Origin of the sequence: Enterococcus villorum, assembly GCF_007990225.1 — a bacterium.
Classification (GTDB): Bacteria; Bacillota; Bacilli; order Lactobacillales; family Enterococcaceae; genus Enterococcus_B; species Enterococcus_B villorum.
Window position 1 is genome coordinate 1 of the sequence record NZ_BJWF01000043.1, and the last position, 20131, is coordinate 20131.

At 34.3% G+C, this 20131-nt stretch carries 17 protein-coding genes, 1 other RNA gene and 1 pseudogene; 8 read left to right on the forward strand and 11 right to left on the reverse strand.

The window, feature by feature from the left end:
• The 3 genes from EVI01_RS11650 to gdhA form a co-directional block, all read right to left on the reverse strand.
• The coding region (locus EVI01_RS11650) for a linear amide C-N hydrolase (RefSeq protein WP_146811699.1) at positions 1-220 on the reverse strand (220 nt) is incomplete at its 3' end.
• 631 nt (positions 221-851) lie between these two features.
• A complete protein-coding gene (locus tag EVI01_RS11665) occupies positions 852-2198 on the reverse strand; it encodes a glucose-6-phosphate isomerase (protein ID WP_010752267.1) in 1347 nt (448 codons plus the stop codon).
• Positions 2199-2311: 113 nt separating this feature from the next.
• Positions 2312-3661, reverse strand: coding sequence for an NADP-specific glutamate dehydrogenase (gene gdhA / locus EVI01_RS11670; protein WP_010752268.1), 1350 nt, complete (start codon positions 3659-3661; stop codon positions 2312-2314).
• A 113-nt stretch (positions 3662-3774) separates the two neighbouring features.
• Here gdhA and EVI01_RS11675 point away from each other — a divergent pair, with 113 nt between their 5' ends.
• Positions 3775-5028 (forward strand): BaiN/RdsA family NAD(P)/FAD-dependent oxidoreductase, encoded by a 1254-nt coding sequence (locus tag EVI01_RS11675; protein WP_010752269.1) that lies wholly within the window; start codon positions 3775-3777, stop codon positions 5026-5028.
• A 347-nt stretch (positions 5029-5375) separates the two neighbouring features.
• Here EVI01_RS11675 and EVI01_RS11680 read toward each other — a convergent pair whose 3' ends face one another.
• Complete coding sequence (locus tag EVI01_RS11680) at positions 5376-5600, reverse strand: hypothetical protein (protein ID WP_010752270.1); 225 nt, start codon at positions 5598-5600, stop codon at positions 5376-5378.
• Positions 5601-6058: 458 nt separating this feature from the next.
• On the opposite strand from EVI01_RS11680, the gene EVI01_RS11685 reads away from it, so the two are divergent.
• Positions 6059-6475: a hypothetical protein gene (locus EVI01_RS11685; protein WP_146811701.1), complete on the forward strand. Its 417-nt coding sequence runs from the start codon at positions 6059-6061 to the stop codon at positions 6473-6475.
• Positions 6476-6654: 179 nt separating this feature from the next.
• Here EVI01_RS11685 and EVI01_RS11690 read toward each other — a convergent pair whose 3' ends face one another.
• The 4 genes from EVI01_RS11690 to EVI01_RS11705 form a co-directional block, all read right to left on the reverse strand.
• Entirely contained in the window at positions 6655-8844 is a 2190-nt protein-coding gene (locus EVI01_RS11690) for a glycoside hydrolase domain-containing protein (protein ID WP_010752272.1), read from the reverse strand.
• Between the two features lie 417 nt (positions 8845-9261).
• Positions 9262-9747 carry a Cys-tRNA(Pro) deacylase gene (gene ybaK, locus EVI01_RS11695; protein ID WP_025480729.1) on the reverse strand — a complete coding sequence of 162 codons (486 nt, stop codon included), beginning with the start codon at positions 9745-9747 and terminating at the stop codon, positions 9262-9264.
• Between the two features lie 10 nt (positions 9748-9757).
• Positions 9758-10522: a type I 3-dehydroquinate dehydratase gene (aroD, locus tag EVI01_RS11700; protein ID WP_010752274.1), complete on the reverse strand. Its 765-nt coding sequence runs from the start codon at positions 10520-10522 to the stop codon at positions 9758-9760.
• A 12-nt stretch (positions 10523-10534) separates the two neighbouring features.
• The gene (locus EVI01_RS11705; RefSeq protein ID WP_010752275.1) at positions 10535-11707 is read right to left on the reverse strand and encodes a class I SAM-dependent rRNA methyltransferase; all 1173 of its coding nucleotides are present in this window, start codon (positions 11705-11707) and stop codon (positions 10535-10537) included.
• A 228-nt stretch (positions 11708-11935) separates the two neighbouring features.
• On the opposite strand from EVI01_RS11705, the gene EVI01_RS11710 reads away from it, so the two are divergent.
• From EVI01_RS11710 to EVI01_RS11720, 3 genes are all read left to right on the forward strand, one after another.
• Positions 11936-14077: an LTA synthase family protein gene (locus EVI01_RS11710; protein ID WP_010752276.1), complete on the forward strand. Its 2142-nt coding sequence runs from the start codon at positions 11936-11938 to the stop codon at positions 14075-14077.
• 218 nt (positions 14078-14295) lie between these two features.
• A complete protein-coding gene (locus EVI01_RS11715) occupies positions 14296-15024 on the forward strand; it encodes an FtsX-like permease family protein (RefSeq protein WP_010752277.1) in 729 nt (242 codons plus the stop codon).
• The gene (locus tag EVI01_RS11720) at positions 15011-15517 is read left to right on the forward strand and encodes a P-loop NTPase family protein (protein ID WP_010752278.1); all 507 of its coding nucleotides are present in this window, start codon (positions 15011-15013) and stop codon (positions 15515-15517) included. The genes EVI01_RS11715 and EVI01_RS11720 overlap by 14 nt, the downstream gene beginning before the upstream one ends.
• A 52-nt stretch (positions 15518-15569) precedes the next feature.
• Here EVI01_RS11720 and EVI01_RS11725 read toward each other — a convergent pair whose 3' ends face one another.
• Genes EVI01_RS11725 through EVI01_RS11735 form a run of 3 tightly spaced genes read right to left on the reverse strand, consistent with a single transcriptional unit; the run spans position 15570 to position 18059 of the window.
• Positions 15570-17012 carry an ATP-binding protein gene (locus tag EVI01_RS11725; RefSeq protein WP_010752279.1) on the reverse strand — a complete coding sequence of 481 codons (1443 nt, stop codon included), beginning with the start codon at positions 17010-17012 and terminating at the stop codon, positions 15570-15572.
• The gene (locus EVI01_RS11730; RefSeq protein ID WP_010752280.1) at positions 17012-17728 is read right to left on the reverse strand and encodes a winged helix-turn-helix domain-containing protein; all 717 of its coding nucleotides are present in this window, start codon (positions 17726-17728) and stop codon (positions 17012-17014) included. Before EVI01_RS11730 ends, EVI01_RS11725 begins: the two co-directional genes overlap by 1 nt.
• Positions 17709-18059 carry an SdpI family protein gene (locus EVI01_RS11735; protein ID WP_010752281.1) on the reverse strand — a complete coding sequence of 117 codons (351 nt, stop codon included), beginning with the start codon at positions 18057-18059 and terminating at the stop codon, positions 17709-17711. The genes EVI01_RS11730 and EVI01_RS11735 overlap by 20 nt, the downstream gene beginning before the upstream one ends.
• Before the next feature lie 145 nt (positions 18060-18204).
• Between EVI01_RS11735 and EVI01_RS11740 the strand changes: the two genes are divergently transcribed.
• The 3 genes and pseudogenes from EVI01_RS11740 to EVI01_RS14320 all read left to right on the forward strand — a co-directional run.
• Complete coding sequence (locus EVI01_RS11740; protein ID WP_010752282.1) at positions 18205-18978, forward strand: Cof-type HAD-IIB family hydrolase; 774 nt, start codon at positions 18205-18207, stop codon at positions 18976-18978.
• A gap of 499 nt (positions 18979-19477) precedes the next feature.
• Positions 19478-19845: a transfer-messenger RNA gene (ssrA, locus tag EVI01_RS11745) on the forward strand.
• Positions 19846-20053: 208 nt separating this feature from the next.
• Positions 20054-20131, forward strand: a pseudogene (locus EVI01_RS14320) (DUF5960 family protein); the annotation flags it as partial.

Consider the following 20131-nt stretch of genomic DNA (forward strand, 5'->3'; position numbering starts at 1 on the left):
TTAATCCTTTTTCATTTGTCGCATCATAATAAAGAGGATAGTCAGCTATACCAGCAGCAATGCCAATCATTGCATAATGCGTATCCAAATTATTTACCTTTCGAAAAACTAACTTATAATTTCTTGGAGTAATTGTGACTACTTCATCGTAAGATATTTCATAATCAAAATTTCTTCCAAAATAATGATCACCTGTGACATAAGTAATAGACGTACACATAGATTATTCCTCCTAAATATCAGTTTGTTCATATTTATCCTACTCCTAAATTTATCTTAGTTCAAAAGAAAAGTACATCACTTGTATCTTACCGTAAACATTTAGTTTCTGTCACAACTTTGTTATATTTATTGACAAAGTAGTTTGTTAACTTAATTATAGGGTAAAATAGGTACTCAAGATAAGAACATCATTGACTGATTCTGCATCATGTGTTTGATTACAAAGACGTAAAACGACAGCCATTTTCTTGCTTTTTTCACCCACACTAGATTGACAGTGATGTCTATTGCTAGAGCATCACTACCTGCTTTCTTCACGTCAAGTCTTTTGTCCTTTTGTGAAATCACACTTATGCTGTATATTTGCATCAAGCTGGTGTTCCTCTAGAAGATATAAAGGATTTATTGGGATACAAGGATGTTTTTACTACACAAGTCTACGCCCATATTTCTCCCGAAGTGAAAAAAAGATCAATGAACCAACTAGAAAACTATATAGAAGAGCAAATAAAAAAGCACTCGAATTGAGCGCTTTTTTACTTTCACTATCACTAAAACTATCACTAGTTTTATTTTCAAGCGAACATGTTTCTATCACTAATTTTTTAAATCTGGCTAAAAACCTTATATTACAGACGTTCGTTCAATTCTTTTGCTAGGTCTTCAAAGCCTGGTTTGCCTAGAAGTGCGAACATGTTTTTCTTATATGCTTCCACACCAGGTTGGTCAAATGGATTGATGCCATTTAAGTAACCTGAGATGCCAACAGCAATTTCAAAGAAATACATGGTGTAGCCTAAGGTATAAGCATCCATTTCTGGAATTTTCACTAATAAGTTTGGTACATCACCATCTGTATGAGCTAATAAAGTTCCTTCAAAGGCTTTTGTATTAACAAAGTCTACTTCTTTGCCTTGTAGATAACCTAATCCATCTAAGTCTTCTGCTTGTTCAGGAATCGTAATGGATTTACGTGGTTTTTCTACTTTAACGATTGTTTCAAAAATATTGCGACGTCCTTCTTGGATATATTGACCTAGTGAGTGTAAGTCAGTGGAGAAGTTCGCACTTGAAGGATAAATCCCTTTTTGGTCTTTTCCTTCTGATTCACCGTATAATTGTTTCCACCATTCTGAAAAATATTGCATTCCTGGTTCATAGTTGATCAACAATTCTGTTACTTTACCTTTACGATAAAGAATATTACGCATAGCTGCATATTGATAAGCTTCATTTTCTGATAATTTATCGCTTGAATATGCTTTGCTTGCATCTGCTGCACCTTGCATTAATCCATCAATATCTGCTCCACTAACGGCAATTGGTAAAAGACCGACTGCTGTTAAAACAGAAAAACGTCCGCCAATATCATCTGGAATAACAAATGTTTCCCAGCCTTCTGCATCAGCTTCTACTTTTACTGCGCCTTTTGCTTTATCCGTTGTTGCGTAAATACGTTTGTTTGCTTCTTCTTGTCCGTATTTTTTCACAAGTAATTCTTTAAATACACGGAATGCAATGGCAGGTTCAGTAGTTGTCCCTGATTTAGAAATAACATTTACTGAAAAATCACGATCACCGATTACTTCGATCAAATCAGCAATATAAGTTGAACTGATTGAGTTTCCTGCAAAGAAAATTTGTGGCGCTTTGCGTTTGTCACCATCTAGTAAGTTATAGAATGTATGGTTTAAGAAATCGATTGCTGCACGAGCTCCTAAATAAGATCCTCCGATTCCGATAACGACTAAAACTTCAGAATCAGATTGGATTTTTTTGGCTGCTTCCTTAATACGAGCAAACTCTTCTTTATCATAATTTGTAGGTAAGTCGATCCAACCACGGAAGTCACTTCCTGCGCCTGTACCTTCACGTAATACTTTGTCTGCCATTGATACTTGGCTTTGCATGTAATCTAACTCATGTTCATTGACAAATGGTGCAACTTTCGAATAATCAAAATGAATATGTGCCATTTTTTATTCCTCCTTAAAAAGATCAATATACAGGTTATACTTTACGTTTTTTTTTACAATTTTTCAAGCAAATAAATGAATTGAAGGTAATATTTACAAGAAAATTTCAATCACTAAACTAAACCTTGAGCATACATCACTTTTGCTACTTTTTCAAATCCAGCAACATTGGCACCTAATAATAGATTTTTTTCGTTCCCATATTTAGAGGCTGTTTTTCGACAAGTGTCATAAATATTTTTCATGATATCATCTAATTGCTGATTGACTTGCTCGTTTTCCCAGGATAAACGTTGTGAATTTTGACTCATTTCTAGCGCAGAAACGGCTACACCGCCTGCATTCGCTGCTTTCCCAGGGCAATACCATACGTCTGCTTTCGTAAAGACCGATACAGCTTCAAAAGTACAGGGCATGTTTGCTCCTTCTGCGACAATTTTCACCCCGTTTTCAACCAAAATTTCAGCTGTTTTTTCGTTAATTTCATTTTGAGTCGCACACGGTAAAGCAATATCTGCACTTTCTTTCAAAGTCCAAACAGATTCACTAGCATGATAGACCGCCAAAGGACGTTGTTTAGCATATTCTGTTAATCGTTGACGTTTTTCTTCTTTGATTTCTTTTAATAAAGGTAAATCAATTCCTTCTGGGTCATAAATATATCCGTTTGAATCAGAACAGGTCACAACTTTCCCACCTAATTCATGCACTTTTTCAATTGCATAAATTGCGACGTTCCCACTACCAGAGACAAAGACAGTCTTTCCTTCGAATGAGTCTTCTTCTTCTTTCAAAAGATGTTTGACGTAATAAACTAGTCCGTAACCCGTTGCTTCTGTTCGAATCTTGCTACCCCAAAAGTCCAAGGGTTTTCCAGTAAGGACACCTGCATCATATTGTTTCAAACGTTTATACTCACCAAATAAATAACCGATTTCTCTGGCTCCTACACCAATATCACCAGCAGGAACATCAAGTGATGGTCCGATGTGTTTTGCTAGTTCAAGCATGAAACTTTGACAAAAACGCATGATTTCATCATCTGATTTTCCTTTTGGATCGAAGTCACTACCACCTTTTCCGCCTCCAATTGGCATTCCAGTTAGACTATTTTTGAAGATTTGTTCAAAAGCAAGAAATTTAAGAATACTTAAATTGACACTTGGATGAAATCTTAATCCTCCCTTATAAGGTCCGATTGCTGAATTATATTGGATACGATAGCCACGATTTACTTGCCAATTTCCTTCATCGTCTTGCCAAGGTACTCGAAATTGGATGATTCTTTCAGGTTCAGTCAATATTCCTAAAATATTTCGTTTGATATATTCAGGATGTTTTTCTAAAAATGGGATAGCTGATGGCATAAATTCATCAATTGCTTGCAAAAACTCAAGTTGTTCTGTGTCTTTTTGATGAATTTTTTCTTGGATCAGTTGGACGTATTCTGTTGCATTTGTCATTGTTTCACGCTCCTTTTATAATCTTCTTTCATTTTAGCTTATTTTTAGCGGATGCTCAAAACATTTCCTGTTTTCTTTTTGTAAATATGCTACACTTTCTTTGAGGTGAGAAAATGGAAAGGACCTACGATGTAATCGTTGTTGGTGCTGGTACTAGCGGTATGATGGCTGCTATCAGTGCTGCTGAATATGGAGCAAAAGTTCTTTTAATTGAAAAAAATAAAAAAGCTGGAAAAAAACTATTAATGACAGGTGGTGGCAGATGTAATGTGACGAATAATCGCCCCGTTGAGGATTTGATTGCCCATATCCCTGGAAACGGCAAATTTTTATATAGTACATTTTCACAATGGAATAATTTTGATATCATGACATTTTTTGAATCGCAAGGGGTTCATTTAAAAGAAGAGGATCATGGCAGAATGTTTCCTGTGACAAACAAATCGAAAACAATTATTGAAGCATTGATCCATCGCTTAAAAGAGTTAAATGTGACCACTTTATTTGGTACCCGAGTAGAAAAACTTGTACACAATGAGGGGAAAATCTATGGTGTACGGACAGAAATAGAAGAATTTCAAGCAAATGCTGTCGTCTTGACAACTGGCGGACGGACGTATCCATCGACTGGCTCAACTGGAGATGGATATAAAATGGCCAAAAAGGTTGGACATTCCATTACTCCATTATATGCGACGGAATCTCCTCTAATTTCTGAAGAACCCTTTATTGAGAACAAGACCTTACAAGGATTATCTTTACAAGATATTTCTTTAAGTGTACAAAACAAACAAGGGAAAGTGATCACAGAACATGTCATGGATTTACTTTTCACTCACTTTGGTATTTCAGGTCCTGCTGCGTTGCGATGCTCAAGCTTTATCAATCAAGAATTGAAACAGTCTGGTGAACCAGTGACTGTTTTACTAGACTGTTTCCCAAATAAATCAGCCCAAGAATTGGTGAATGAATTAACTGAAAAAAGTAAGAACTCAAAAAAAACATTGCCCAACGCTTGGCATGGTTTCTTGCCAGAACGTCTTTTGCTCTTTTTCCTTGAAAAAAATGGTTTAATGGAAAAAATAGGGATTCAAACGACGGAAAAAGAAATCCAAGCATTTGTTCAGCTTTGTAAATCTTTTGCATTTAAAATAGCAAAAACTTTTCCGATTGAAAAATCATTTGTCACTGGTGGAGGAATTTCTTTAAAAGAAGTCAATCCTAAAACATTGGAGAGTAAATTGATAGAAGGATTATTTTTTGCTGGTGAATTACTGGATGTTAATGGCTATACGGGTGGTTTTAATATCACCGCAGCTTTTGCAACTGGACACGTAGCAGGCATGAATGCGGCAATTTTAAACTAATATCCATGATTTTTGTTGGAGCTAGGTGCTACAGTCTGAACCTCGAAATAACAAACTCAGAAAATGTTCGGATAAAATACACAAACTCCCCTTTTCACTTATCCTAAAAGAGATGGCTATACAAATAAACCGAATCGTTCAAAAATAAGCCCATAACATGATTAAATGGCGTGTCATAGTTTTTTCCTTAGAGCTTTTCATTTTTGAATGATTCGATTTATTTCTTCTACCGTTCTGACTTTTAATTGTAAAGAAACTGTTTACCAGCATCTATTTTACTTTTAAAATACATCGTTTTTCTTAACTATTTGTTATTAGAGATCGTGACACAGACTACAAAAAAATGCTTATTCAAAAAATTCTTTTACTTTAAATTCCTTCCCTTTTGTTGAAGGTAGTGTTTCTGGCAATTCAAAAAGCAATTTTTCGTTGTTTTTTTCATCTTCTACAATCACAAAACGACCTCTTTTTTCTCTCTTATCTTGTTCAATTTGCATGGTTCGCATGAGTTCTTTGGTATCTTTGCTAGAAGCAAGTGCATTGCCTAAATTAAAAAACACTGATTCTTCCATACTAATTCACCTCATTTACTTTTCTTTAACTTTAACATAATAGTACGCTATAAAACAAAAATAACCCATACATACTAAACAAACGATGTTTAGATATCCTATTCTTTACTCCGCTTATTGAGTAGCCATAAATGAGTGACGTACTGGCCTATTCACGTAATTAGGGAAGCGATTTCCGCTTTTTTTAATGTTAAAAATCAGGGCGTTTCATTAATTTTGTCGTTTCTTTTATTCTCTTTTGGTATAATCAAGAAAACTTATTTTACGGAGGAACTTCTTTTGTTGTCCATTATAACTTTCCTTTTATTTATTTATGTGATTTTAGTCTATTACTTACTCTTTTTGTTCCTTGTCTCAAAAAAATTACTAGCTGGTCGAAAAAAAATACTTCACACAGTTTTTCCAGAATTAAAGTCTAAAATAGCTTTTAATCAAAGAAAAAAGAAATGAGTTGCTATTTGAAATCAGTTGAACCAAAAAATGTAAAATTTGAGAAATTCATTTTTACTATGCGTGTTTTAATTTACCTTTTGATTCTATTACTTATTATCAATTTTATGCCTCTTTTAGCTTCGGGAGATTTTGCCTATAGCAGTAGAGTTGTTATGCTTTTTTGTAAGACTTTTATTTATATTGGGATTGCCTTGTTACTCATTGCTTCTATGACATATACTTCTATTCAAATCAATCAAAAAAATGATCTTCTTTTAGACGTTTACTTGAAAGAGCATCCTACCAATGAGTTAAAACTTCTTCCTTATTCAAAAGATTTTGCAACAAAATACTATACCCTTCAACGTAAAATAAGTCGTTTTTCTTTTTTTACAGGTATTCTACAGATACTCTCTAGTCTTCTAATCCTATTTCTTCATTAAGAAATAGAAATGAACATTCGTAAATATAAAATAAAACGAATCAAGTGACTTTTTCCAGATAAAATTTAAAAATATGTTTATCTGGAAAAAGTCACTATTTTTTTGTAAAAGTTAAGGAAAATTATTTTATTCTAATTACTTAGAAGCATTTCTTCCATTGATTTTCAACAGATTATTCATCAAATCATGTTTTTAGTAAATTCAGTAAGAATACCAATAATTAAAGCTGTTGCTCCTACAGCTGCTAATTCTACACCTCCACCAATGATAAGTACCGCAACTGCTGGAATGGCAATTAATAATATAAATAAAACCAGATTTTCTTTCACTACATCCAATACTGTTTCAAATAATTTTTTGAAGAATCCACCAATCTTATTTAAATCAATTTCAATCTCATACTTCACAGAAACAGTTATTTCTTCGCCTTTTACCGTGGTTCGTTGCATATTGAAAACGACTGTACCACTAATTTTGCCATCTTCATAGTTACCACTAAATTCTACATCACCAGTTTCAATGGATGCGGTGATCCCTTCCATACTTATTTCGAGTTTTTCACTAATGTCATTGCCAAATATATTAGAAATTTCACTTGAGAATGATGGATCGATTTTTCCATTTATGATACTAAAATTAATGGTTTGATCATTGGGATTTGTGGATTGTGCTGAACTTGCTAATGTTTGTGTAATCGTAAGCGGACCAGCAGCATAGATAACCATCTCTACACCTAATTCGAATTGTGCATTATCAAGTGCTTCGTCAATTAATTTAAATCCTAAATTTCTTAAAATCCCAATGGCTGGATTTACCTCATTGACAGAAGTCACTCCTTTATCAATTCCAGATACATTCACTTTATCAATCATGACTAATCCAGCACCTGTGCCGATCCCTCCCTCTGGCTCATTAAATTGATCAAACGCCCAATCCGTTGGTTGAGAAAATCCTAAGTTCCCCGACCAGCCTGTTGACATATTAGATACATAGCTTGCAACGGTATAACCTGCGCTAGAAACACGTAGACACACATTTCGAGTACCATACACTCCAACGTTGAACCGTACACCATTTTTCGTTGCGACATTGTGAACCCCGTTAAAATAAGGCAATATATTCGTCGTAATATCTGAATCTAAGGCATCCACATCCACCGCAAAATAGATCACTGTTCCTTTGTTAAACCCTAGAGAATCTGCAGCCGCAAAAGCTGCATTGGCATCAGATACGCCTTGCTCGTACGTATAATAGCTAATCATTGGATTGTTGTCCTGATAAATAGGAATAATTGCCATGCCAGCATCAATAAGGTTGTTTGCTTCGTTGACCGTTAAATATTTAGGAATAAAATCATTTCCTACTGTTCCCGTTAAGTAGCGTCCTATATATTTTATTCCAGCATTTTTCAGTGTAGTGATTTGTGTTGTTGTTAATTGCTCTGAAGTATCAACCGCATAAAATTTTCGATTGGGATCTCCTGATGAAAGCATCAAAGACATTGCTGTCGTGAGATCGGGATAGCCTGATTCAGTTACCTCTGTCAGGTTTAAAAAAAACTGGAATAACAATAGCGCTGAAGTGGTTTCAGTATCTAATTCACCAGTGAATGGCACGGTATTTGGACCAACGTTGATTAAATTCTGATATAATGCATATTGAAGTAATAAAACCAGCCCGTTATTGTTGCCAATTTGATGATTTGCTGCTAAGGCACCATAAGCCTCTTGTGTAGCTGGTCCAAAATTTCCATTGGCTACAGCAGATAATCCCAGTTCCACTTGCATGCCATAAATCAAAGCAGTATTTGTGGCGCGTTGATAAATTCCATCACAAGGTAAGATTCCTGTCCATTGTGAATATTTATTATTTAAAGTTTGTTGCATTTGACGTGTGCGTTCATTCCCTCCACTAACCAATACAAAAGCACTCATATCAAACAACGCTTTGGCCCATGTTGAATCTAAGGTGCTTGTAGGATTTTCGAAGCCGGCATTTTTTTTTAATTCTTTAGTTGCCTCGTCATTGTCTAATGTATAAATCGTACTAAACTTTCCATTTCCCATGCCTTTACAACGAAAAGCACCATCAATTAACTTCACGATAGGACTATCATATTGATTGATAAGCTTAGGTGTCACTTGCTGATCCCATAAAGCGGAAGTAGTTTCGCCAAAATTATTGACTAAATCTTTAATTTCTAACTCATGTTGGACCGCTCGTATCAACCCATAGATTGTGTCCCAACCGGTCATTCCATCTTCTGGAACTGAACCAAAACCAGGAACATTACCATATGTTTCATTTAACCATTGTTGAACTTCCAATACCCACGGATCTATATTTATTAGCGTATTATTTGTTTTCATTTTCTTCACTCCTAAATTTTTTTTGATTCGAATCATTTAGATATGTCAAAGATTTTTAGTAGTTGTGACAGAAAAAGTCTTCTCTATTGTCTTATTTTTCCTTTTTTATTTGTTGCGACTTTTGGTATATACGGAAGTTATGACATTAAATTAAGAAAAATAGGACAAAAAAAAAACGGATATTTGGGTAAAATCCCCAAAATATCCGTTTGATCACTCGATTTTTTTCATTCAAATATACATGTATGGTTATCGCCAATTCTTTTGACATGTATCTGTATCTCATCATTGATTTCACAATCGTACCCATGATCATTTATCTTTACATAAACGAACAACTTTGACAAGCACCTACATAAAAAAGACTTACAGAAAAGCTTTCCTGTCTCTATTTATTCCATGACAAACATTTCTTGATCACAACATCAGATCAGCAAAAGTTCCTTTTGTTAAATCACAAAGCGCTTGGGGAGCTAACTCCATTTGAAGTCCGCGTTTGCCTGCTGAAACAATAATTGTTTCTTGTAATTTAGCCGTTTGTTCTAAATAGGTGGGAAATAATTTTTTCATACCTACGGGTGAACAGCCACCACGAATATAACCAGTAGTTGCTTCTAAATCTTTTAAGTGAAGCATTTCTACTTTTTTATTTCCCGATACCTTTGCTAGTTTTTTCAAATCTAATTCCCTATTCCCAGGAATGACTGCAACGATTGTTCCTGTTTTATTTCCGACGGCCACCAGTGTTTTGTAAATGCGGTGCTCATTTTCAGAGAGTTGTTCAGCCACTGATGAAGCGCTTAAATGGTCTTCATCCCAAGTGTATTCATACTCTTTATAGGCGATCTTCTTTTGTTCAACTAAGCGGATCGCATTTGTTTTGACTTGTTTCTTCTTTGCCACATTTTCACCTTCAAATCTTATTGTTTCCATTCAATAATAGGATAATCTGTTTGAGTTCTTTGACAGTTATCTGTCCTGGTGCAGAAGCTTTTTCTGACGTTAAAGACCCAAATGTCAATACAGAACCTGTCAAATTCCCTGATAACCGTGAGATCATTCCTAATTCCCCCATAGACATAGTGATTAAGGGCATGGAAACAAAAGCTTTTGCACGTCTTGTCAACTCCATCAAACGCAATACATCCCGTTCATTATGTGGAGTCACAGCAAGCTTTCCGATATCTGCACCAAAATGTTCCATCATATTTAGTTGATACAGTAAAACAGGATCAGCAGGTGTTTCTTTGAAATTGTGACTACTTATAATGATTGGTATCTTCAACTGTTTGATTTCTGCTAGCAATTCTTTTTCAAAACTTTCGATCTTGAATAGTTCTAAGTCAACCATATCTATCAATCCCGTTTGAGCGATTCGTTGATACAACTTATGATAATTGCGGATTGAGATATCTTGATGACCACCTTCTGCTAATGTTCTAAAAGTAAAAATCAAGGGTGTTCCATCCAACATTTCACGAAGGAGGATCAAAGTTTCTATAACCGTTTCATGTTGAAAAACATTTTCGTAATAATCCACACGCCACTCAACTAAATCTGCCCCAGCTTCTTTGGCAAGAACTGCTTCCCTTAAAAGTTCTTCACGAGTTTCCCCAATCATAGGAGCACAAATTTTAGGACGTCCTTCGCCTAAGTGAATTCCTTGTAATTGTACCATCTGGTCACCTCCTTATTTTTTAATTTGATAGATAAACACTTTTAAATAATTCCCCTCTGGAAAAAATTCATTCGTTTGAAAATCTTGTGGTAAGCGATAATGTGTTCGTTCTTTAAACGCAACATTTGCGGCAACAAATTCTGTTTCAATCATATTTTTAAATTGTTCGATACTTACATTTGCAGCATTCGTGGAAGCAATTATCGTTCCTTCTGACGATAAAATTGATAAGCTGTCTTTCACTAATTCTCCATAATTTTTGGATACTCGAAAAACTTTCTTTTTATTTCTAGCAAAGCTTGGTGGATCAAGTATAATGAGATCATAGGTTAATTGTTTTCGTTTCGCATATTTAAAATATTCAAAAACATCCATCACTATGATTTTTTGTGCAGTTACATCTAGGTTATTCATCTCAAACTGTTCTTGTGTTTTTTTCAAACTACGTTTAGCTAAATCAACACTCGTTGTCTCTATCGCTCCACCCATTGCAGCAGCTACAGAAAAAGCACCTGTATAACTAAACATATTTAAGACCTTTTTCCCTAATCCTAAGCCATCAATCAATGAACCTCTTACTTCTCTTTGATCCAAAAAGATTCCAGTCATCAGTCCTTCATTTAAATACGTAGCATAAGAAATCCCATTTTCTTTTATAATCAAAGGCTCAGGTGCTGTATCCCCATAAACATATTGGCTTTCTGGAATTTCACTAGTCTCAAAGCGGATTTTTTCATAGGTGCCTTTGATCTCAGGATATACTTGTTGAAATGCTGAAAAAAACAAATGACGATACGTATAAAGTGTTTCATTATACCAAGAAAATACAGCATAGTGCTCATAATAATCAACGATCAGACCACCAATTCCATCTCCTTCGCCATTAAACAGACGAAAGGCTGTGGTTTGTTCATCGGTAAAAAACGTGTGGCGCTTTTCTTTTGCTTCAGAGAATTTTTTCTCAAAAAATCCTTGGTCAAAAGGTTCATTTTTTTGACTGAGCACCCAACCAATGCCTTTATTTTGTTTACCTAAATAACCTTTTCCTAGAAATTTTCCTTGTTGATCAACTAACTCAACCCATTGAGTGGTTTCTATTTGTGAATCGACTAAATCTTCTTTTTGAATCAATGGATAACCATTCTTTATTCGATTTTCTGCTTTTTTCTTAACGTATACTTTCATTCAACTCACCTACTTTAACTTTTTCACTCTTTAGTATAACAAAAAATAAGCTGGATGTCTTAGTGCTACCGTTCACAAAAAACGTAAAGAAATCCTTAATCACCGTTGTAAGCGCTTGGTTTCGATTGACACCCTTTTTGTGTACTAGTAAAATAATGGAGAGTATGTAGTTTGGATAAATCACAACTTCATAACACTCTATAGAAGAGTGGGGAAAGGAAGATCACATTGAAACGAATAAAAACACCTGCCTTTTTAAATAAAAGGCTCGGATTTTTTTCTTTACTAGCTGTTTTACTTTGGCTAAAAACAATTTTTGCCTATTTATTTGATTTTAATTTAGGTATCGAAAGTGGGATTCAATATTTTATCTTATTTATTAATCCTATTGCTACTACCTTATTGCTGATGGGGGTAGCTCTATATGTAAGACGTACAAAGGCTTCTTACATTACGATGATGGTCATTTATTTTCTTTTGACCTTGCTTCTTTTTTCTAATGTAACCTACTATCGTGAATTCACTGATTTTATTACAGTTAATACGATATTAGGCGCAGGTAAAGTCGCAAGTGGACTTGGCGAAAGTGCCATACGTTTGTTTAGACCTTATGATCTTCTTTATTGGATTGATTTTGTTATTCTAGCTGTATTATTAGTGACAAAGAAAATTAAAATGGATTCTCAGCCTATTCGTGCTCGGATGGCTTTTGCCATTTCTACGTTAGCTGTCATGATTTTTTCTGGAAATTTATTCTTAGCAGAAGCGGATCGTCCAGAATTGTTGACCCGTACTTTTTCAAGAGACTATTTAGTTAAATATTTAGGGCTGAATGCTTTCACCGTTTACGATGGTATCCAAACTTACCAAACAAACCAAGTACGAGCAGAAGCAAGTCCAAATGACATGAAAGAAGTCGAAAGTTATATTAAAGAGCACTATGCTGAACCAAACGATGAAACATTTGGTATTGCTAAAGGAAAAAATGTCATTTATATTCATTTGGAAAGTTTCCAACAGTTCTTAATTGACTATAAGCTAAAAGATGAGAATGGTGTAGAACATGAAGTAACGCCTTTTCTTAATAGTTTATATCATAGCAATAGTACCTTTAGCTTTGATAATTTCTTTCACCAAGTAAAAGCTGGAAAAACCAGTGATGCAGAAACATTGTTCGAAAACTCTTTATTTGGATTGAATCAAGGATCCTTATTTACTCAATTAGGTGGAAAAAATACGTTCCAAGCAGCTCCTGATATTTTAGGTCAGACACAAGGTTATACTAGTGCTGCTTTTCATGGGAACGCTGGAACTTTCTGGAATCGAAATGAAACTTATAAGAAGTTAGGATATAATTATTTCTTTGATGCTTCATATTACGATGTCAACGATGAAAACTCATTCCAGTATGGGTTACATGACAAACCGTTCTTCCAGCAATCTGTGCAATACTTGGAACATTTGCAACAACCATTTTATTCTAAATTTATCGCAGTATCTAATCATTATCCTTACTCTAAATTTACGAATGATGAAGCAGGTTTTCCACTTGCTTCAACAAATGATGAAACAATCAATGGCTATTTTGCAACAGCTAATTATCTTGACACGGCAGTAGAAGAGTTTTTCAACTACTTAAAAGCAAGTGGTCTTTATGATAATTCCGTGATCGTTCTTTATGGTGACCATTATGGTATTTCTAACTCTAGAAATAAATCATTGGCAGAATTAGTTGGAAAAACCAGTGACACTTGGACGAACTTTGATAATGCCCAAATGCAACGTGTCCCATACATGATTCATCTTCCTGGACAAACAAATGGCGGAATTAATCATACGTATGGTGGTCAGATAGATGCTTTGCCAACCTTACTCCACCTTTTAGGGATAGACACCAAAAACTATAACCAGTTGGGTCAGGATCTATTTTCTAAACAACATGACCAACTTGTTTCTTTCCGTGATGGTGACTTTGTTACTCCGAAATATACGTATTACAGTGGCACTACCTATGACAGTAAGACAGGTCAAGCGATCACAGAACCTACACCAGAAGTACAAAATGAAATTGATACACTAAAACAAAAAGTGGATAAACAGTTAGCTGTGTCGGATAAAATCAATAACGGTGACTTGTTACGTTTTTCTACAGATACTGGATTAAAACCAATCGATTCAACCGATTTTGATTATAAGAACGGTCTAGAACAACTACTAGAAAAAGAAAAAGAATTAGGGGATAAATCCACTAGTATCTTTAGTCAAAATAACAATCAATCAACAAAAGATTTGTATGAAACAAAAACGTACCAACAATTACACGGAACAACAACGACTGACTCTTCTACATCTTCAAATTCAACGAAATAATAATGGTTTAAAAGACCGAATCGATCGTTAAACATGCTGGAATTTCACAAAAATTGTTCCTTGATTTTTGTGAAACTCCGGCTTTTTTAATCTTATTATTCAATCAATCTTTTTACGGTTCTTTTTCGCTTAGTTCTAAAATGTTTTCCTTTTTTCACTATATGAATTTCATACTTTATTCATATTCATTTTTTATAATTTATAATGAGGTGAAAGAGATGAAAATGTTCCGCTATTCAATCGCACGTTTAATTTTTTACAAAAAACAAACAATCTTTTACTGCCTATTTTTAAGTACGATTGCTTTTTTGCTGATGTTTGTCTGTAACTTATATTATTTACAAGCTACTTTGTACACGCAAGTGGAAGAACGTCTTAGTTTCTTAAGTATAGCTACCATAAAAGAACACTTTTCGTCTTTCTTATCAGTCAAGCAGTTTTATGTAACGTTGCTTCTCTTTTTACTTTTTATATTCGTTGTAACGTTTCTATTTTTTTTCCAACGAACGTTAAATCAAGAACGTCGAGAGGTCATCGACTGGCGTTTAGCTGGACTATCTAATGGAAAAATTTTTCTTTTGATCGTATGGCAAATCATCTTGCCTTTAGTCATTTGTTGCGTTTTCTTATTAATATGGACTGTATTATTCCAAAATTTATACCAAAATATGTTACAATCCGCTAATTTGTGGAGTTTAAAATTATTTGAATTACCTGATACGTATGCCTTGTTTTCAACATCCAGTCAATTATTTATACCAATGGATCAACAAACCTTTTTTAAAATTAATTTTGTAGATGACACTTTCTTCATAAATACGATTAAGGGCTTCTTTCAAACGGTAAGCATATTGGCTACTCTCAGTCTATTACTTAGCGTTTTTCAGTTTTCGATTTTCTATCGACGTTTAAAAAAAAGAAAGGTGATCTTTTATGAACACGTGTAACCATCCGATAGATTTTGAAGGATTCTCTGTTGTTTTATGCAAAAAAAATAAACAAGAATCACTATTAAAGTGCTTAAAAGACCAAGCACTTTTTATTACTCAAAAAAAATTAATGATCCTTCAAAAAAAATGGCCTCCATTTCCTTATTTAAAAGTGAAAGACCAAGTATTACTTAATTTATCAGAAAATAAAGAAGAACTTTCTCTTTACCAAGAAAAGCTAAAAATAGATCCCCTTTTGCTGAACAAAGACTCAGAACAACTTATTCTTTTTGATAAAATTAAGCTTCAATTGTTACATGCTTTACTAGCCAAGAAAGAAAAAATCATCATTGAAGATTTTCTTGATCTGCTCAGTATAAGTGAAAAACAAGAGTTGCTTTATTTATTAGCTGACTTAGTTAAAAAGCATAAAATTGCTGTTTTGCTACTGACACATGAAGAATCTATTGCTTATAGTCCTTACGTAAATCATTTGCGTGTGGAAAATTAAAAAGAGAACCATAAAGTTTGACATACTTTATGGTTCTCTTTTTCGTTTCCATCTATTCGATTTCGGTATCTGGGAATTTAACAGTAAATGTTGTTCCTTTACCCAATTCACTTTCTACTTCTAATTTCCCTTTATGGAGACGTACCAATTGCTGAACGATTGGTAATCCTAGTCCCGACTCACCGTATTTCGTATTTTTCCTTGATGGATCAACTTTATAATATCGATCCCAAATACTTTTCATTTGTTGTTCCGTCATCCCAATACCTGTATCTTTTATTCGAATAATGGTTTCTAAATAGCCTTTTTCTAAAGAAACCGTAATTGTTCCATTTTCAGTAAATTGTATAGCATTTTGAATAATATTTACCATAACTTGCACGAATCGATCATAATCGGCATAAATTTCAATATCTTCTTCTGCTTCTAACACTAATTGATCTCCTGCAGCTTCTGCTTTTGCTTCTAACTGAGCAAGGATATTTTTTAATGTTTCTGTTCCATTGAATTTTTTAATCACCATACTGATCTGATTCGTTCTAATTTTTTCATAATCAAGATTTTCATTGACTAATCGGATTAAACGTTCTGTCTCATTTTTCATTAGTTTAATGGCATTTTCTCGTTGGCCTTCAGGAATAGCATTATATTCCAATCCTTCAAGCAATCCATTGATAGTAGTTAGTGGCGTACGCATTTCATGTGAAGCATCTGCCATAAACTGTCTTCTACGATTTTCTTGTTCTTCAATCTCGGCTTGGGATTCTTTTAATGAGTTCGTCATTTTATTGAAGTCATCTGCTAATTCATCAAATTCATCCTTATCGTGAACGGGTAATTGAACATCAAAGTTCCCATTAGTCACTTCTTTTGTGGCGTTTCGCAAACGATTAATTCTTTTTACTTGAAAAGAAGCAAAAGCATAGCTTGCTAAAATAGCCACAATACTTGAAAAAATAAATCCTTTAAATAAATTGATAGTCACTGAGCGAACACTGTTATCAATATTTTTAGCTGGTTGACTTATGACTAATCCCCCATAAAATTCATGATTTAAATTAAATGGTACTAGCGCATATGAAGTTGCCTGTTTGTTTCCTTGAATGTCCTTATTAGAGGTAAATCTAACTTGTCGCCCGTTCCGCAAATTTTCCCATTGATCAACACTGATCGAAAAATCTAATGACGTATCATCGGTTGGATAAATGACCCGTCCATTCTTGTCAATAAAAATAAAGTTAACATTTTGTTCTAACAAAACTTGTTCAGTTAGCGACAGGGCCCTTTGAAACGCTTGATCTTGATTTGGTGTAGGGTATTGATCCGTAAAAAGTTGCGTTGTTTTTTCGACAGATTCTGCATAGCCAAAAAGTTGTTGGTAATTATTTTCTTCAATCGTTTGCTTTGTCAATTGAGTAAATGAGATGCCTACAATCAAAATAATCATCGCAATCATGCCACAAAAAGCAAGTAATTGTTGGTAAAGATACCGCATTAGGCAACACCTGAATCATCAAATTTATAGCCAACACCCCAGACGGTTTGAATGACTTGTGGACCTACTTTTTCAATTTTTTGTCTTAACTTTTTAATATGTGCATCCACTGTTCGTTCATCTCCAAAATATTGGTAATCCCATACTAATTCAAGTAATTGTTCACGAGAAAAAACTTGTCGTGGCTTTTTAGCTAAAGTGAATAACAAATCAAATTCTTTTGGTGTCAATCCTGCAATCAATACTTCATTTAAATAAGCTTCTCGCGTTTTTGTATTCATTTTAAAATGTCCTGTTTGGATGTCAAAATACTCGTCTGAATTGGTAATTTCTTCTTTTATCTCTACTAATTCACTTCGACGATGCAAAGCTTTCATTCGAGCAATTAAAGTTAATGGGCTAAATGGTTTTGTCACATAATCATCAGCGCCCATTTCTAATCCAATCACTTGGTCACTTTCTGAATCTCTAGCGGTTAGCATAATGATTGGTACCGTACTGGATACTTTTCGGATCTCCCTTCCTACAAGCATGCCATCCATTGTTGGTAAATTCAGATCCAAAGTGACCATGTCCCAATGATTTGGTTGTTCTAAAAATGCATCTAATCCTTCTTTACCATCATATTTAAAAGTTGCTTCCCAACCTTCATTTAAAAAAAACATCTGCATCATTTCAGATACGGATTGATTATCTTCAATCATTAAAATATTCATTATTACTTCCTCCTACTTTATCATCAAGATTTTGTAATTTCTTTTCTGTTAGTATAAAAATCGGCATGATTGGAAAAACCAAAACCAACAGCTCAATCATAAAATAATTTGTATGTCCTGTTAGTTTTAGCAAATACCCGATAAAAGTCATCAATAAACCAAAGATCAAAAAGTATTTCCCACTTGTTTTTTGCGCTAATCTCCAATGTTCATCTGAATGTGCTGCACGAGGTGAATGATAACCGTAAAAAGGGAAATTACCTTTAGAAGGTACGATTATAAACAAACTACCAATGATAGACAATACGATTCCGATAGTCAAAAAAACCATCCAATCCCTCCTAAATCTCTTCTTCTAGTATACTCTAAAAGTGTGTTTGAACCAATATAATCAAAAAAATCTTCATGAAAGGTTTTTCTTTTGTTCATTCTTTGTTAAGATAAGAGTATTCTAATAAAAAAAGGGAGTTTTTTTTGTGTCAAATTATCGTGCGATTACCTTTTTTGATCTTGACGGTACTTTACTAGATGCTCAGTCAAAAATTACACCAGAAGTTGCTCAAGCTATGAAAGCACTGAAGGAAAATAATGTTTTACCTGTTATTGCAACTGGACGAACAGAAGCAGAAATCAAACACATTATGTCGGATGCAGGTATCACTTCTGCCGTGACAATGAATGGTTCTTACATTAGTGTAGATGGAAAAGAAATCCATTCAGAAAAAATTGCTGTTGACGAATGCCAAAAAATGGTGGAACATGTCAAACACCAAGGACACCAACTTTCATTTTATAACCATCAACATATTTGGTGCACTGCCCATACACAAACGATGATTGATGCTTATAAGTACATTCATTCAGATGTACCAGAAATCAATCCACAAGCTTTTTTGAACCATCCAATCAACATGTTACTTATTCTATCTGAATCAGGCGATGAGTATTATCATGAACGCTTTCCAGACTTGACTTTTTATCGAAATGGTCCTTACTCGATTGATACTGTAAAAAAAGGGATCTCTAAAGGAGCTGGAGTCAAACGCCTAAAACAAGAAATGAATCTTAGCAATGTGCCTACCTTTGGCTTTGGTGATGGACCTAATGATTTTGCTTTGCTAGAGGCTTGCGACAATAAAATAGCTATGGGAAATGCTTACGATGATCTTAAAGAACTCTCCACTTTTATTACTAAGAAAAATACAGACGGTGGCATCGTACACGCATTAAAACATTTTGATTTGATTTAAAGGTGAATATAAATAAGAAATAAGTAGAACCACTGTTTATTTTTATTCTTATTTTTTTTAATAAAATAAAGAGACTGTAAAAAGAGGTTGTGAAAGTAGCGGTCAGCTCCGAACAAATAAGAGATAAATTTTTAAAATAGCTCCTCATATTTTAGAAATTTAGAGCTTATTGTTGAGGAGTTGCTACTTGAACACCGTGGATAAGGTCGTGAAAAGGCTGGACTGCTTCAAGCAATAAGAGCGAACAGAGAAAAATAGCTCCTCATATTTTTCCTCTGTTTGGACTTATTGTCGCAGATGCAAGGCTTTGAAAACCGTGGATAGGTTTTGAAAACCGTTGTTTCGTATTTGCAACGTGAGACAAAAGTGTTCTTTTCTTTTTGTTCTGCGCTCTTATTTTTACAGATCTATATTCTTGAAGCAATTACCATTGAAAAAATTCACTTTTGTGCTATAATAAAATTCGTATGAAAATTACACGTAACCCTTGTTTTAATACGGGGACGTTACGGATTCGACAGGCACAGTTTGAGCTTGAATTGCGTTTCGTAGGTTACGTCTACGTTAAAACGTTACAGTTAAATATAACTGCTAAAAACGAAAACAACTCTTACGCTTTAGCTGCCTAAAAACAGTTAGCGTAGATCCTCTCGGCATCGCCCATGTGCTCGAGTAAGGGTCTCAAATTTAGTGGGATACGTATCAACTTTCCGTCTGTAAGTTGATAAAGAGATTATCAGACTAGCGATATAGAATGCCTGTCACTCGGCAAGCTATAAAGCGAATCTATAAATGAGTTGACTATGAACGTAGATTTTTAAGTGGCGATGTGTTTGGACGCGGGTTCGACTCCCGCCGTCTCCATTGTGAGATTTCGGTAGATTTCACTAAATGCTTAAATCCTTATTTCATAAGGGTTTGAGCATTTTTTATTTTCGCAGATTTTCGTTAAACGAATGAAAATGGCATTCAAAAAGAACACTTTTTAATATATATGTTCCATCCATATTATCAATGATATTCCACCTTTACAAAAAGAACATTCGTTCGTATACTCTTTTTGAGGTGAACTTTTATGCTTATGGAAGGAAAAATACAATTATGGTTTAAATTTGATCCTTCGAATAGATTTGTCAAAGATTTTTATAAGGTG

What these genes read in the sequence shown, in the direction of transcription:
- EVI01_RS11665 (WP_010752267.1), bottom strand. Translation starts at nt 2,198, where the DNA reads ATGGCACATATTCATTTTGATTATTCGAAAGTTGCACCATTTGTCAAT.
- gdhA (WP_010752268.1), bottom strand. Translation starts at nt 3,661, where the DNA reads ATGACAAATGCAACAGAATACGTCCAACTGATCCAAGAAAAAATTCAT.
- EVI01_RS11675 (WP_010752269.1), top strand. Translation starts at nt 3,775, where the DNA reads ATGGAAAGGACCTACGATGTAATCGTTGTTGGTGCTGGTACTAGCGGT.
- EVI01_RS11680 (WP_010752270.1), bottom strand. Translation starts at nt 5,600, where the DNA reads ATGGAAGAATCAGTGTTTTTTAATTTAGGCAATGCACTTGCTTCTAGC.
- EVI01_RS11690 (WP_010752272.1), bottom strand. Translation starts at nt 8,844, where the DNA reads ATGAAAACAAATAATACGCTAATAAATATAGATCCGTGGGTATTGGAA.
- aroD (WP_010752274.1), bottom strand. Translation starts at nt 10,522, where the DNA reads ATGGTACAATTACAAGGAATTCACTTAGGCGAAGGACGTCCTAAAATT.
- EVI01_RS11705 (WP_010752275.1), bottom strand. Translation starts at nt 11,707, where the DNA reads ATGAAAGTATACGTTAAGAAAAAAGCAGAAAATCGAATAAAGAATGGT.
- EVI01_RS11715 (WP_010752277.1), top strand. Translation starts at nt 14,296, where the DNA reads ATGAAAATGTTCCGCTATTCAATCGCACGTTTAATTTTTTACAAAAAA.
- EVI01_RS11720 (WP_010752278.1), top strand. Translation starts at nt 15,011, where the DNA reads ATGAACACGTGTAACCATCCGATAGATTTTGAAGGATTCTCTGTTGTT.
- EVI01_RS11725 (WP_010752279.1), bottom strand. Translation starts at nt 17,012, where the DNA reads ATGCGGTATCTTTACCAACAATTACTTGCTTTTTGTGGCATGATTGCG.
- EVI01_RS11730 (WP_010752280.1), bottom strand. Translation starts at nt 17,728, where the DNA reads ATGAATATTTTAATGATTGAAGATAATCAATCCGTATCTGAAATGATG.
- EVI01_RS11735 (WP_010752281.1), bottom strand. Translation starts at nt 18,059, where the DNA reads ATGGTTTTTTTGACTATCGGAATCGTATTGTCTATCATTGGTAGTTTG.